The organism is Streptomyces sp. NPDC004721, assembly GCF_053601495.1.
In genome coordinates, this window is the sequence record NZ_JBSGBZ010000007.1 from 207,914 (window position 1) to 222,010 (window position 14,097).

At 71.4% G+C, this 14,097-nt stretch carries 11 protein-coding genes; 1 reads left to right on the forward strand and 10 read right to left on the reverse strand.

Annotated features, from left to right (window positions below):
* Window positions 1-157 precede the first annotated feature (157 nt).
* The 10 genes from ACWEK3_RS08745 to rsmH form a co-directional block, all read right to left on the reverse strand.
* Window positions 158-955: a cell division protein FtsQ/DivIB gene (locus ACWEK3_RS08745; RefSeq protein ID WP_450544680.1), complete on the reverse strand. Its 798-nt coding sequence runs from the start codon at window positions 953-955 to the stop codon at window positions 158-160.
* Between the two features lie 28 nt (window positions 956-983).
* Window positions 984-2,072: an undecaprenyldiphospho-muramoylpentapeptide beta-N-acetylglucosaminyltransferase gene (gene murG / locus ACWEK3_RS08750; RefSeq protein WP_376395384.1), complete on the reverse strand. Its 1,089-nt coding sequence runs from the start codon at window positions 2,070-2,072 to the stop codon at window positions 984-986.
* 6 nt (window positions 2,073-2,078) lie between these two features.
* Window positions 2,079-3,464: a putative lipid II flippase FtsW gene (gene ftsW, locus ACWEK3_RS08755; RefSeq protein WP_390725351.1), complete on the reverse strand. Its 1,386-nt coding sequence runs from the start codon at window positions 3,462-3,464 to the stop codon at window positions 2,079-2,081.
* Window positions 3,465-3,560: 96 nt separating this feature from the next.
* Complete coding sequence (gene murD / locus ACWEK3_RS08760; RefSeq protein ID WP_453249262.1) at window positions 3,561-4,979, reverse strand: UDP-N-acetylmuramoyl-L-alanine--D-glutamate ligase; 1,419 nt, start codon at window positions 4,977-4,979, stop codon at window positions 3,561-3,563.
* Window positions 4,961-6,031, reverse strand: a complete 1,071-nt coding sequence (gene mraY / locus ACWEK3_RS08765; protein WP_361423873.1) for a phospho-N-acetylmuramoyl-pentapeptide-transferase — start codon at window positions 6,029-6,031, stop codon at window positions 4,961-4,963. Before mraY ends, murD begins: the two co-directional genes overlap by 19 nt.
* On the reverse strand, window positions 6,031-7,446 hold the full coding sequence (locus ACWEK3_RS08770) for a UDP-N-acetylmuramoyl-tripeptide--D-alanyl-D-alanine ligase (protein WP_453249263.1): 1,416 nt from the start codon (window positions 7,444-7,446) through the stop codon (window positions 6,031-6,033). The genes mraY and ACWEK3_RS08770 overlap by 1 nt, the downstream gene beginning before the upstream one ends.
* 4 nt (window positions 7,447-7,450) lie before the next feature.
* Window positions 7,451-9,139 (reverse strand): UDP-N-acetylmuramoyl-L-alanyl-D-glutamate--2,6-diaminopimelate ligase, encoded by a 1,689-nt coding sequence (locus ACWEK3_RS08775; RefSeq protein WP_450544675.1) that lies wholly within the window; start codon window positions 9,137-9,139, stop codon window positions 7,451-7,453.
* Between the two features lie 28 nt (window positions 9,140-9,167).
* Window positions 9,168-11,117, reverse strand: coding sequence for a peptidoglycan D,D-transpeptidase FtsI family protein (locus tag ACWEK3_RS08780; protein WP_450544673.1), 1,950 nt, complete (start codon window positions 11,115-11,117; stop codon window positions 9,168-9,170).
* 442 nt (window positions 11,118-11,559) lie between these two features.
* Entirely contained in the window at window positions 11,560-12,129 is a 570-nt protein-coding gene (locus tag ACWEK3_RS08785) for a septum formation initiator family protein (protein WP_450544671.1), read from the reverse strand.
* Between the two features lie 13 nt (window positions 12,130-12,142).
* Window positions 12,143-13,099 (reverse strand): 16S rRNA (cytosine(1402)-N(4))-methyltransferase RsmH, encoded by a 957-nt coding sequence (gene rsmH, locus ACWEK3_RS08790; RefSeq protein WP_376547122.1) that lies wholly within the window; start codon window positions 13,097-13,099, stop codon window positions 12,143-12,145.
* Between the two features lie 421 nt (window positions 13,100-13,520).
* On the opposite strand from rsmH, the gene ACWEK3_RS08795 reads away from it, so the two are divergent.
* Window positions 13,521-14,069 (forward strand): beta-class carbonic anhydrase, encoded by a 549-nt coding sequence (locus ACWEK3_RS08795; RefSeq protein ID WP_361423855.1) that lies wholly within the window; start codon window positions 13,521-13,523, stop codon window positions 14,067-14,069.
* Window positions 14,070-14,097: the final 28 nt, after the last annotated feature.

Sequence of the window (14,097 nt, forward strand, 5' to 3'; positions counted from 1 at the left end):
TACCAGTGTGTCTGTTCCTTGAAGTCTTCGGAACAGGACACTAAGTCGACAAGTGGCGCCCGTTCAACGAACACGCCGAACCTCCCGTTTTTCTTTTCACCCTATGTGATCAGCCATAGCGGCGCTCAACCAGGGTGTTGGCCTGCACTGATGTGCGTCAACTCCCCGAAGACGCCGGGGCGGTGGGAACCCGGACGTCGAAGTGCCGTGCTCCGGGCGCCGCTTTCATCAGCGCGGTCAGGGTGCGGGCCTTCAGCCGGCCGTTCTCGCTGCTGCCCCAGGCGACGGTGCGGCCACCGCTCAACTCCAGCGAGATGTCGTCGTAGGTACGGACCTTGACGACCCGGGTCTCACGGGCGACCGCGGCGGGAATCCGCCCGGCGACCGCGACGGCCTCACGCACCAGCCGGGCCTCGCCGAGGCGCCGCAGGCTCGCGGCGGCCGCACTCGAGCGGGAAAGCGACAATTCCAGCAGGGGCACGCCTTTCGGCGCCTGCGAAACCGTGGCGAACCGGACACCCTTCGCGTCCACTTCGACGAACTTTCCGCCCTTTTCCTCCACCATGACCGGAGTGCGCTCGACGACTTTCAACCCGATTCCGTGCGGCCACGAACGCACCACGTCAACCGAGTCAATTCGGGGCAATTCATGGCGCAGTCGGGCCTCGACCGCATCGGTGTCGACGGAAATCAACTGCGTTCCGATCCGGACCCTGGCCGCCGCGCTCACCTGGGCGGGCGTCAGAACCGTGGTGCCGGAGACGGATACGTGCTCCACGCGCGTCCACTGCGAGTCGTACAGCAGCCACAGGGAGCCGGCGCCCAGGCAGATCAGGACCAGCGAAAGGATGATGATCGTACGAGGGCTCATCCGTCTCAGCCGGTGGACCAGAGGCGGGCCGGACGACGACTCCTGCTGACGTTCACCGCGCTCAGCGGTCGCCGGTCCGGCCACGCTCTCAAGCCCTTTCGTGCATACGGTCCTAACGGTGCGAGGCGATGGCCTCGTACACCATGCCGACGAGCAGCTCGTCGGCGTCCCGGCGGCCGAACTCCCCGGCGGCGCGGGACATCTGGTACAGCCGGTGCGGATCGGCGAGCACGGGCAGGAGGTTCTGCTGCACCCACTCGGGGGTGAGTTCCGCGTCGTCGACCAGCAGTCCGCCGCCGGCCTTGACCACCGGCTGGGCGTTCAGCCGCTGTTCACCGTTGCCGATGGGCAGCGGGACGTAGGCGGCCGGGAGCCCGACGGCGGAGAGTTCGGCGACGGTCATCGCGCCGGCGCGGCAGAGCATCATGTCGGCCGCGGCGTACGCGAGGTCCATCCGATCAAGGTAACTTACCGGGATGTAGGGCGGCATTCCCGGCATCTGCTGTACCTGGGGCAGTTCGTTCTTCGGGCCGACCACGTGCAGGATCTGGATGCCCGCCTGCTGCATCCAGGGCGCGACCTGCTGGACCACCTCGTTGAGCCGGCGGGCGCCCTGGGAGCCGCCGGAGACCAGCAGCGTGGGCAGGTTCGGGTCGAGCCCGAACGCCGCACGGGCCTCGGGGCGCACGGCCGCCCGGTCCAGGGTGGCGATGGCGCGGCGCAGCGGGATACCGATGTAACGGGCGCCGCGCAGCTTGCTGTCGGGCGTGGAGACGGCGACCTGCGCGGCGTACCGCGAACCGATCTTGTTGGCCAGGCCCGGGCGGGCGTTGGCCTCGTGGATGACGATGGGCACACCGAGCCGCTTGGCGGCCAGGTAGCCGGGCAGGGCGACGTAGCCGCCGAATCCGACCACGGCGTCCGCCTTGGTCCGCTCCAGGACCTGCTCGGCCGCCTTGATCGTGCCGCGCAGCCGGCCCGGGACGGTGATCAGCTCGGGGGTGGGCTTGCGCGGCAGCGGCACCGCCGGGATGAGCGCGAGCTCGTAGCCCCGCTCGGGGACGAGCCGGGTCTCCAGGCCGCGCTCCGTGCCCAGGGCCGTGATCCCCACGGTCGGGTCCTGCCTGCGCAGGGCGTCCGCGAGGGCGAGCGCGGGCTCGATGTGGCCCGCGGTACCTCCGCCGGCGAGTACGACATGCACCGAAATTCACCGCTCTCCGGACGGACGCGCCGCCGAGGCACGCCGTCGCATCGTGTTCCATCTCCGAGGCTCGCGACCGGATCCGCGGTCGGATCTCCGGCCGGGCGCGGAGCCTCCTGCCCGCTTTCTACCAAAGCGAGGTTGCCGCATGGCAAGCGCCGCCCGCGCAGCGGGCTCGTCACGCGCGAAGGCGATCAGCAGCCCGATGGCGAACATGGTCGGCAGCAGGGCGGATCCTCCGTAGGAGAACAGCGGGAGCGGGACGCCGGCGATCGGCAGCAGACCGAGCACCGCACCGATGTTGATCACCGCCTGCACGGTGATCCAGGTGGTCACGCCTCCCGCGGCATACCTCACGAAGGGGTCCTCCGTGCGTCCGGCCACGCGGATGCCCGCATAGCCTAGAGCGGCGAACAGGGCGAGCACCGACAGCGTCCCCCCGAGACCCAGTTCCTCGCCGGTGACGGCGAAGATGAAGTCGGTGTGGGCTTCGGGGAGTTGGCCCCATTTCTCCACGCTGGCACCGAGTCCGGATCCGAACAGTCCGCCGGAGGCCAGGGCGTAGATGCCGTGCACCGCCTGCCAGCACTTGGTCGCGTCGCTGGAGCCGACGCAGGCGAACCGGCCGAGGCGGTTGGGGCTCATCTGGATCAGCAGGAAGCCGATCACGCCGGCGAACGACAGCACCCCCACGAAGAGCCGGGTGGGCGCCCCCGCCAGCCACAGCAGGCCGAACAGGATCGCGGTGAGGATGATCGCGGTTCCCATGTCGCCGCCGAGCATGATCAGCCCGAGCAGCATGAAGGCGACCGGGACGAGCGGCACCAGCATGTGCTTCCACTGGGTCAGCAGCCGCTTGTCCTGTTTGCGCGCGATCAGGTCGGCGCCCCACAGCACCAGCGCCAGCTTGCCGATCTCGCTGGGCTGGATCTGGAAGGAGCCGCCGAGCGCGATCCAGTTCTGGTTGCCGTTGACCGCCATCCCTATCCCCGGCACCTGCACCAGCGCCATCAGGGCCACCGCGCCCGCCAGGATCGGGTAGGCCAGCGCCCGGTGCAGCCTGACCGGCATCCGGGCGGCGAGCAGCAGCAGCCCGGCGCCGATCGCGGCCGCGAGCAGCTGCTTGCGGAAGAAGTACGAGCCCGGCAGTGCCTTCTGCAGCGCGGTGATCTGGGAGGCCGAGTAGACCATCACCAGCCCCAGCACGGTGAGCAGCAGACTGGCGCCGAGGATCAGGTAGTAGGCGGTCAGCGGCCGGTCCCAGGCCTTGCGCGCGCGATCGATCAGGCGCGCCGCGGAGCGCCGGCCGGGGGTCCGGTCGGCCGTCGGGCGCTTGACGGTCCGCTGCACGGGCGGGCGACCGGTACGGCTGCTGCCGGGACTACCGGGCATCGGGTCCTCCGCTGTACGTCGGCCGCGCAAGTCCGGCTCGGCTCACGGGTCCCACGCCTCCCTCCCGAGGTCGCCCGGCAGCGCGGGCGGCCGGGATCAGGCGCCGAGTCCGGATACGGCCTCCGCGAACGCCTCGCCGCGCCTGTTGTAGTTGGCGAACATGTCCATGGAGGCGCAGGCCGGGGCCAGCAGTACCGTGTCGCCGGGCCGTGCGAGCCGCCGCGCCTCCTGGACGGCCTGGAGCATCGCCCCAGTGTCGGTCCGGCCGAGGTCGACGACGGGTACCTCCGGGGCGTGTCGCGCGAGGGCCTCACGGATGAGCGCGCGATCGGCTCCGATGAGGACGGCACCGCGCAGCCGCTTCGCCGAGTTCGCGACGAGCTCGTCGAAGGTCGCGCCCTTCGCCAGACCGCCCGCGATCCACACGATCGACTCGTACGCCGCCAACGAGGCCTGAGCCGCGTGGGTGTTGGTGGCCTTGGAGTCGTCGACGTAGGCCACGCCGGCCACGTCGGCCACGTGCGCGATGCGGTGGGCGTCCGGGGTGAAGGCCCGCAGGCCGTCCCGGACGGCCTGCGCCGGGACGCCGAAGGCGCGTGCCAGGGCCGCCGCGGCGAGGGCGTTGGCGATGTTGTGCGGGGCGGGCGGGTGGACGTCGGAGACCTCGGCCAGCTCCTGGGCGTTCTTGTGCCGGTTCTCGACGAAGGCGCGGTCGACGAGGATGCCGTCCACGACGCCGAGTTGGGAGGGGCCGGGCGTGCCGAGTGTGAACCCGACGGCGCGGCAGCCCTCCTCGACGTCCGCCTCACGCACCAGGTCCTCGGTGGCCTTGTCGGCGGCGTTGTAGACGCAGGCGACGCGGTTGCCCTCGTAGATACGGCCCTTGTCGGCGGCGTAGGCCTCCATGGAGCCGTGCCAGTCGAGGTGGTCGGGGGCGAGGTTGAGGACGGCGGCGGAGTGGGCGCGCAGCGAGGGCGCCCAGTGCAGCTGGTAGCTCGACAGCTCCACCGCAAGGACGTCGTAGCGCTCCTCGCCGAGGACGGCGTCCAGCAGGGAGACGCCGATGTTGCCGACGGCCGCCGTGCGCAGGCCCGCCGCCTTCAGGATGGAGGCGAGCATCTGCACGGTGGTGGTCTTGCCGTTGGTGCCGGTCACGGCGAGCCACGGGGCGGCGTCGGGGCCGCGCAGCCGCCAGGCGAGTTCGACGTCCCCCCAGACGGGTACGCCGGCCTGCCCGGCGGCGTGGAAGAGCGGCTTGTCCGGCCGCCAGCCGGGCGCGGTGACGATCAGCTCGGTGCCCTCCGGCAGGGTGTCGCCGTCACCGAGGCGCACGGTGACACCGAGCGCCTCCAGCTCGGCCGCCTGGGTCCGGGCACGCTCGTCGTCGCCGTCGTTGACGACGGTGACGTGCGCGCCGAGACCGTGCAGGACCTTGGCCGCCGGGACACCGGAGACGCCGAGTCCCGCGACGGTGACGTTCCTACCCTGCCAGTCGGTCACTTGTCCGCTGCCCATCCCGCGTAGAAGAGGCCCAGTCCGACAATCACACAGATGCCCTGAATGATCCAGAAACGGACCACGACGAGCACTTCGGACCAGCCTTTGAGTTCGAAGTGGTGCTGGAGAGGCGCCATCCGGAAGACCCGCTTCCCGGTGAGCCGGAAGGAGCCGACCTGGATGACCACCGACATGGTGATGAGCACGAACAGACCGCCCAACAGCGCGAGCAGCAGCTCGGTGCGGGAGCAGATCGCCAGGCCCGCGAGCACACCGCCGAGCGCGAGCGAACCGGTGTCGCCCATGAAGATCTTGGCGGGCGAGGTGTTCCACCACAGGAAGCCCAGGCAGGCGCCCATCAGCGCCGAGGCCACGACCGCGAGGTCGAGCGGATCGCGGACCTCGTAACAGGCGTTGGGGTTGGTCAGGGTCTGCGCGTTGGCGCAGGACTCCTGGAACTGCCAGACGCCGATGAACGTGTAGGCGCCGAAGACGAGCACGGAGGCGCCGGTGGCCAGACCGTCCAGACCGTCGGTGAGGTTCACGCCGTTCGACATCGCGAGGATCATGAACAGCGCCCAGATCACGAACAGCACCGGGCCGATCGTCCAGCCGAAGTCGGTGATGAACGACAGCTTCGTGGAGGCGGGGGTGTTGCCGCGGTTGTCGGAGAACTGCAGCGCGAGCACCGCGAAGGCGATGCCGACGATCAGCTGGCCGGTCATCTTCGCCTTGGCGCGCAGACCCAGCGAACGGCGCTTGACGATCTTGATGTAGTCATCGAGGAATCCGACCAGGCCCATGCCGACCATCAGGCCGAGCACCAGCAGACCCGAGTAGGTCGGGGTGTAGCCGGTGATCACCTTGGACAGGAAGTAGGCGGCGACCGTGGCCAGGATGAAGGCGATGCCACCCATGGTCGGCGTACCGCGCTTGCTGGCGTGCTCGCGGGGGCCGTCGTCGCGGATGTACTGGCCGTAGCCCTTCCGGGCCAGGAGCTTGATCAGCAACGGGGTGCCGACCAGCGTCAGGAAGAGGCCGATGACGCCCGCGAACAGGATCTGCTTCATCATCGGGCGGCGACCTCACCCTCGGCACCGGTCTCGAGCAACGCCTGGGCGACGCTCTCGAGGCCGACCGAACGGGACGCCTTCACGAGGACGACGTCCCCCGGGCGCAACTCGCTGCGCAACAGGTCGATCGCCGCCTGTGCGTCGGACACGTGCACCGACTCCTCACCCCACGAACCCTCGTTATATGCGCCCAGTTGCAGCCAGGACGCTTCCCTGCCCCCGACCGCGACGAGCTTGCTGACGTTGAGCCGGACGGCGAGCCGTCCGACCGCGTCGTGCTCGGCGAGCGCCTCGTCCCCGAGCTCGGCCATCTTGCCGAGCACCGCCCAGGTCCGCCGTCCCCCGCCCATGGCCGCGAGCGCGCGCAGAGCGGCCCGCATGGACTCGGGGTTGGCGTTGTAGGCGTCGTTGACGACCGTCACGCCGTCCGGGCGCTCGGTGACCTCCATCCGCCAGCGGGAGAGGGAGCCCGCCTCGGAGAGCGCGGTGGCGATCTCAGTTACGGACATGCCCAGCTCATGCGCGACGGCGGCCGCGGCGAGCGCGTTCGACACGTGATGCTCACCGTACAGGCGCATCGTCACATCGCTTGCACCGGAGGGTGTGTGAAGCCTGAAGGCGGGCTGCCCGCTGTCCGTGAGTCTCACGTTCTCGGCGCGTACGTCCGCTTCGCCGGACTCTCCGAAAAGGATCACCTTCGCCTTCGTACGGGAGGCCATGGCCCGTACCAACGGGTCGTCGGCGTTGAGGATCGCGGTTCCGCCGTCCTCGGCCGCCGGCAGGCTCTCCACCAACTCGCCCTTCGCCTGGGCGATCTGCTCACGGCCGCCGAACTCACCGATGTGTGCGGTGCCGACGTTGAGCACCAGGCCGACCTTCGGCGGGGTCAGTTCGGTCAGGTAGCGGATGTGGCCGATGCCGCGGGCGCCCATCTCCAGTACGAGGAACCTCGTCTCCTCGGTGGCGCTCAGCGCGGTCAGCGGCAGCCCGATCTCGTTGTTGAGGGAGCCGGGCGTGAACACGGTCGGCGCCTTGCGCCGCAGCACCTGGGCGATGAGGTCCTTGGTGCTGGTCTTGCCCGCGGAGCCGGTGAGGGCGACGAGGGTCGCGCCCAGCCGTTCGACGACGTGGCGGGCGAGGGCGCCGAGCGCGGCCTGCACGTCCTCGACGACGATCGCGGGCACGCCGACCGGGCGGGACGCCAGCACGGCGGCCGCGCCCGCCTCGACGACGGCCGCGGCGAAGTCGTGGCCGTCCACGCGCTCGCCGACGAAGGCGACGAAGAGGCTGCCGGGCACCACCTCACGGGAGTCCCGGACCACGGGCCCGATGACCTCCGCGGACGGATCCGGTATGTCGTAGGTCTGCCCGCCGACGACTGCTGCGATCTCGGCGAGGGAGAGGGCGATCACAAGTTCATCCCTGGGTCTTCTGGATAGCTTCGCGAAGCACCTGGCGGTCGTCGAAGGGACGGACCACTCCGGCGATGTCCTGGCCCTGTTCGTGGCCCTTGCCCGCGACCAGCACGGCGTCCCCGGGCTGCGCGCGGTCGACGGCGGCGGCGATCGCGGCGGCCCGCTCCTCGAAGAGGAGCACCTCGCCGCGCTCGTGCGCGGGCACCGAGGCCGCGCCCTCGAGCATGGTGGCGAGGATCGCCAGGGGATCCTCGGAGCGGGGGTTGTCGGAGGTCAGCACGGCGATGTCGGCGAGCCGGGCCGCGGCGGCGCCCATCGGCGCGCGTTTGGTCTGGTCGCGGTCCCCGCCGCAGCCGAGCACGATGTGCAGCCGTCCCTTGGTGACCTTGCGCAGCGCCTTGAGGACCGACTCCACGGCGTCCGTCTTGTGCGCGTAGTCGACGACCGCGAGGTACGGCTGGCCGACGTCGACGCGCTCCAGCCGGCCCGGTACGCCCGGAACGGCGGCGATGCCGTCGGCGGCGGACTGCGGGTCGAGGCCAGCGGCGGCCAGGGCGACCACGGCGGCCAGCGTGTTGGCGACGTTGAACGGGCCCGGCAGCGGCGACCTGGCGGCGATCCGCCGGCCCTCGGGGCCGACCACGGTGAAGGTGGAGTCGACCGGGCCGACCTGGACGTCCTCGGCGCGCCAGTCGGCGTCGGGGTTGCCCTCGGCGGAGAAGGTGACGACCGGGACCGTGGCCTCCCCGGCCAGCCGGCGCCCGTACTCGTCGTCGAAGTTGACCACTCCGAGCTTGCTGCGCTCCGGCGTGAACAGCTGCGCCTTGGCCCGGAAGTAGTCCTCCATGTCGGAGTGGAACTCCATGTGTTCCGGGCTGAGGTTGGTGAAGACACCGATGTCGAAGACGCAGCCGTCGACACGGCCGAGCACGAGGGCGTGGCTGGAGACCTCCATGGCGACCGCCTCGACCCCGCGCTCGCGCATGACCGCGAACAGGGCCTGGAGGTCGGTGGCCTCGGGGGTGGTGCGCTCGGACTTGATGCGCTCCTCGCCGATGCGCATCTCGACGGTGCCGATCAGTCCGGTGGACTTCACGGTCTTCAGGCCGCCCTCGACGAGGTAGGCGGTGGTGGTCTTGCCGGAGGTGCCGGTGATGCCGATCTGGAGCAGGTCGCGGCCGGGCCTGCCGTAGATCGCGGCCGCCAGCTCGCCCATCCGGCCGCGTGGGTCGTCCACGGCCAGGACCGGCAGGCCGGTGGCGGCGGCGCGCTCGACGCCGGACGGGTCGGTGAGCACGGCGACGGCGCCCAGGCTCGCCGCCTGGGTGACGAAGTCGGCGCCGTGCGTGCGGGCGCCGGGCAGGGCTGCGTACAGGTCGCCGGGGCGCACGGCGCGCGAGTCATGGGTGATGCCCGTGACCTCGGCGGCGCCGTCCGGAGCGGTGACCCCCAGCTGATCGGCGAGCTCCGCGAGGGGTGCGGCGGAGACCTGAACCGGTCGCGGCGGTCCCGGATATGTCACGGAAGCGCCCTTCTGGGTGGTTTGGGACTGATCAGCGTGTGGCACGGCGGTGAGCGTACCGGGAGTACCCGCCGTGGGGCTAAAAAGGGGATCGCGCGCAGCGCCGTCCGGCGCGGACGAGGGCCGGTGCGACGGGCGGTTCCCGGGGCCGGGAGTGATCGTTGTCACGGGCTGGTTCCTGGTCGTTCTGTTCCGGTCACGGCTTGAAGTCGACGGGCAGGTTCGCGGCCTGCACGCCGGTCGGCGGCACCTGGAGCGTCTTCAGCGCGAACTCCATGACCTCCTTGTAGATCGGGCCGCAGATCTGGCCGCCGTAGTAGCTGCCCTTGGTGGCGTTCTGGATCGCGCAGTAGACGGTGACGCGGGGGTTGTCGGCGGGCGCGAACCCGGCGAAGGAGGACGTGTAGCCGTGGTATCTGCCGGTGGCCGGATCCACGCGGTTGGCCGTGCCGGTCTTGCCCGCCACGCGGTAGCCGGGGATGCGCGCCTTGACACCGGTGCCCTGCTCGTCGCCGACCACGGACTCCAGCATGTGCGCGAGCGTCTTCGCCGTCTTCGCGCTCACGACCCGCGTCTTCTCGGGCTTGTCGGCCGGCGCGAAGCGGCCGTCGGCCCCCTTGCTCCCGCGCACCAGTGTCGGCTGCACACGCACCCCGCCGTTGGCGATCGTGGAGTAGACGGAGGCCGCCTGCACGGCGTTGATGGAGAAGCCCTGGCCGAAAGGAATCGTGTACTGCTGCGAGGTGGACCACTTGTCGGGGGGTGCCAGGATGCCCCGGGTCTCGCCGGGGAAGCCGAGCCCGGTCGGCTCGCCGATGCCGAACTTGCGCAGGTAGGAGTAGAGGACCTTGTTGGCCTCCGGCTGGGTCTTGCCGAGCTGGCCGGTGGCCAGGATGGTGCCGATGTTGCTGGACTTGGCGAGCACGCCGTTCAGCGTGAGGTACCAGGTGTCGTGGTCGACGTCGTCCTGGAAGAGGCGGTCGCCGCGGTGCAGCCGGTTGGGCACGACGACGTGGGTGAGCGGCGTCGCCGCGTTCTCCTCCAGTACGGCGGCCATGGACATGACCTTGGCGGTGGAGCCGGGCTCGTAGGCGTCCTGGACGGCGGCGTTGCCCAGCGCGGCCGGGTCGGCGTGGGACAGGTCGCCCGGGTCGAAGCCCGGGGAGTTGGCCATGGCGAGGATCTCGCCGGTGCGGGTGTCCTGCACGATGACGTAGCCGCGGTCCGCCCCGGACTTCGCCACCTGCTCGGTGATGGCGTTCTGGGCGGCCCACTGGATGTCGCGGTCGATGGTGAGCTCGGTGTCGGAGCCGGGCACCGCGCGCGTCTCGGTGGAGCCCGCAGTGGGCACCTCGCGGCCGCCGGACTGGGCGTAGCGGATCTTGCCGGGCTTGCCGGCCAGCCGCTCGTTCAGCTGCTGCTCGATGCCACCGCCGCCCTTCCCGTCGGCGTTGACCCAGCCCAGTATCCCGGCGGCGAGGCCGCTGTTGGGGTAGACCCGCTTGCTGCTGGGGTCGGAGAAGACGCCGGCGAGCACGTTGACGGTGGTCTTGTCCTTCTGGGCCTTCTTCGCCAGGGCCGTCTTCAGGTCCTTGATCTGCTTCCAGACCTGCGGGGTCTCGCGGCGGGCGAGCAGCACGTAGCGGGTGTTCGGCGTGCGGAGCTTCGCGGTGAGGGCCGCCTGGTCCTGGCCGAGGATCGGGGCGAGCAGCGCGGCCGCCTGCTCGGGGCCGTCGCCGATGTGCAGCTGGTCGCGGCCGAACATGGTGGGGTCGGCGGTGATGTCGTCGGCGTCCACGCTGGTCGCCAGGTCGACGCCGTTGCGGTCGGTGATGCGGCCCCGCTCGGCGGCCAGGGTGTGCACCACGTACCGGTTCTCCTCGGCCTTGGCGGCGTACGCGCTCGCGTCGACGGCCTGCACCTGCAGCAGCCGTACGGCGAAGACGAGCAGCACCAGGGTCAGCGCGAGGGCGACCAGCCGCAACCGGGGGCGGGGGCTGCCGAGCCGGATGCGCGCGGCCTGGGGCCGGGCCGGGGCCGGACGGCGGGCCGGCCGGGCACCGGGGCCGGGCCGCTGCCGGGCGGCCGGACGCGCCGGCCTGGCGGGCCCGGGCACCCGGCGACGCGGCGGTTCCCTGTCGGACACGTCCGTCACCTGCCGAAAGTCGAGATCGAAGCGAACGGGAAGACAGCGGTGCCGACCGAAACGCCGGCCGTGACACCCCCGGAAACCGAGCACGGCCCAGTCCCCGGCCCGACAGCCCCGGACCGGCCAGGCACCCGGCGACTCGGCGGGACCCGGTCGGGCACGTCAGACCCGGACAGGCCGGGAACCGGACGGCATGGCGGTTCCCCACCGGGCACATCCGCCAACCTGCCGAAAGCCCGGGTCGGAGCGAGCCAAGACACAGCCCCGACCGCCGAGGCGGCAGACACGACACCCCCAGAAACCGAACCCAGCCGAACCCCCTGCCCGACAGCCCCGGACCGGCCAGGCACCCGGCGACTCGGCGGGACCCTGTCAGGCACGTCAGACCCGGACAGCCCGGGAACCGGACGGCGCGGCGGTTCGCTGTCGGTCACGTCCGTCACCTGCCGGGGGTCGGGGTCGGGGCGGGAGGAGGGGCGGCCGGGACGGCCGGGGTGGTGTTCTCCGGGGTCGGGACGGGTCCCTGGGCCGGTGGCGGTGCCAGGTCCGCGGCTGCCGGGGCGGCGCCGTCCGTGGCGGACGGCGAGAGGGCGAGCGCCGCGGGCGGCAGGAGCGACAGCGGCGTCTCCTGCGCGGGGGGCGGCGTGGGGGCGGCCGAGGGGACGCCCTTGACGGTCCCGTCGGCGCCCAGGAAGGCCGGGTCGCCGCCGGGCACCATGCCCAGTTGCCGGGCGCGGCGCTGGAGGGCGTCCGGGGCGGAGTAGGAGTCGATGTCCCGCTGGAGGGCCTGCTCCTCGTCGGTGAGGTTCTTGGCGTCCTTCTGGAGCGCCTCCCGCTGGAACGCGCCTTCGCTGAGGGCGGAGTTCAGCATCAGCAGCCCGATGAGGCCGCCGCCGAGCAGGAGCACGACGAGGAGGACGAACGGGGTCCGGGCGGCCTGGCCCCGGCCGACCGGGAAGAGCCGGGCGAGCCGGGCGGCACGGCCCCTCAGTACGGGTTTCCTGCTCACTGGTCCCCCTGGCTCACTCGACGTCCTCCCTGACGCGCTCGGCGCCGCGCAGCCGGGCCGGCGCCGCCCGCCGGTTCTCGGCGATCTCCTCCTCGGTGGGAAGTTCGGCACCGCGGGTGAGCAGCTTGAGCCGGGGCTGGTAGCGCTCGGGCACGACCGGGAGCCCGGGGGGCGCACTCGACGCGGCGCCGGCCGCGAACACGTGCTTGACCAGGCGGTCCTCGAGGGAGTGGTACGACAGCACGGCGATCCGCCCGCCGACGTCCAGCGCCTTCACCGCGGCCGGGATCGCCCGCTCCAGCACGGCGAGTTCGCCGTTGACCTCGATCCGCAGCGCCTGGAAGGTGCGCTTGGCCGGGTTGCCGCCGGTGCGCTTGGCGGCCTGCGGCAGCGCGTCGCGGATCAGCTCCACCAGCCGGGCGCTGTTGGTGAACGGCTCCTTCTCGCGCTCGCGCACGACGGCGGCCACGATCCGCTTGGCCTGCTTCTCCTCGCCGTACGCCCGCAGGATGCGGACCAGCTCGCCGGGCGGGTAGGTGTTGAGGACCTCGGCGGCGCTCATCCCGGTGCTCTGGTCCATGCGCATGTCCAGGGGGGCGTCCTGGGCGTAGGCGAAGCCGCGGTCGGCCTCGTCGAGTTGCATCGAGGACACCCCGAGGTCGAACAGGACGCCCCGCACGCGCGGGACGCCCAGCCGGTCGAGCACGTCGGGCAGCTCGTCGTAGACGGCGTGCACCAGGGTGGCCCGGTCGCCGAAGGGGGCCAGGCGCTCGCCGGACAGGCGCAGGGCCTCCTTGTCGCGGTCGAGGGCCACCAGCCGCGCCTCGGGGAAGCGGGTGAGCAGCGCCTCGCTGTGTCCGCCGAGGCCGAGGGTGCAGTCGACGACCACCGCTCCCGGCCGCTCCAGGGCGGGCGCCAGCAGATCCAGGCACCGCTGGAGCATCACGGGGACGTGTCGGCTGTCGCTCAAGGAGCCCTCTCAGTCCGGCGCGTCCCGCACGCACCGCCGGGTCCCCGACCGCTCAGGAAAGAAAAGGGCCTGCCGGCGCCGGAAGCGTCAGCCGACCGGAAGCGGGAGGAGGCCGAGCCGTACGTACGCGCCGCGCACGTGGGGAGACCGCCGGCGCGTGGGCCGGGGCCTGTCGGGAATGCAGTCCAGCAGGGAGGGCCACGCCTCCCGCTTCGCGTCACTTTAGTGCACCCTGTCTCGCGGTCAATCAACCGGCCTGCGCGTCGCCCGACGGAGTAGCGGCCGCACGGCAAGAAGAAAATTCACTCGTACGGGTGTGGATTCGCCCTGCGTGTGGGGTCCCTCACAACAAGCCATGACGGGGTTCTTTGTACCGTCTCACAACAGGACCCGGGCCCCGACGCCCACTAACGTCATGAGTATGACGACTTCTGCATCAGTTCCCGCCGGGTCCGAGGACGCCATAGACCGGCGTGGCACCGTCACCGACCGTCTCGCGGAGGCCAACCAGCAGTACGCCGCCGCGTTCACCGATCCGGGGATGGACGCCCGGCCCGTACTGAGGGTCGCCGTCGTGGCCTGCATGGACGCCCGCCTCGACCTGCACGCCGCGCTCGGCCTGGAACTCGGCGACTGCCACACCATCCGCAACGCGGGCGGTGTGGTCACGGACGACGTCATCCGCTCGCTCACCATCAGCCAGCGTGCCCTGGGCACCCGCAGCATCGTGCTGATCCACCACACCAACTGCGGCATGCAGTCCATCACCGAGGAGTTCCGGCACGACCTGGAGATGGAGGTCGGGCAGCGTCCGGCCTGGGCCGTGGAGGCCTTCCGGGACGTGGACCAGGACGTGCGGCAGTCGATGCAGCGCGTCCGCACCTCGCCGTTCCTGCTGCACACCGACGACGTACGCGGTTTCGTCTTCGACGTCAGGACGGGCCTGCTGCGCGAGATCGACCCCGCCTGACCGCCGCACGCGCACCGGGAGTCCGGTG

Bases quoted from the DNA above. Each gene is read 5' to 3' on its own strand.
- mraY (WP_361423873.1), bottom strand. From the start codon at position 6,031: ATGAAGCAGATCCTGTTCGCGGGCGTCATCGGCCTCTTCCTGACGCTG.
- ftsW (WP_390725351.1), bottom strand. From the start codon at position 3,464: ATGCCCGGTAGTCCCGGCAGCAGCCGTACCGGTCGCCCGCCCGTGCAG.
- murD (WP_453249262.1), bottom strand. From the start codon at position 4,979: ATGGGCAGCGGACAAGTGACCGACTGGCAGGGTAGGAACGTCACCGTC.
- ACWEK3_RS08795 (WP_361423855.1), top strand. From the start codon at position 13,521: ATGACGACTTCTGCATCAGTTCCCGCCGGGTCCGAGGACGCCATAGAC.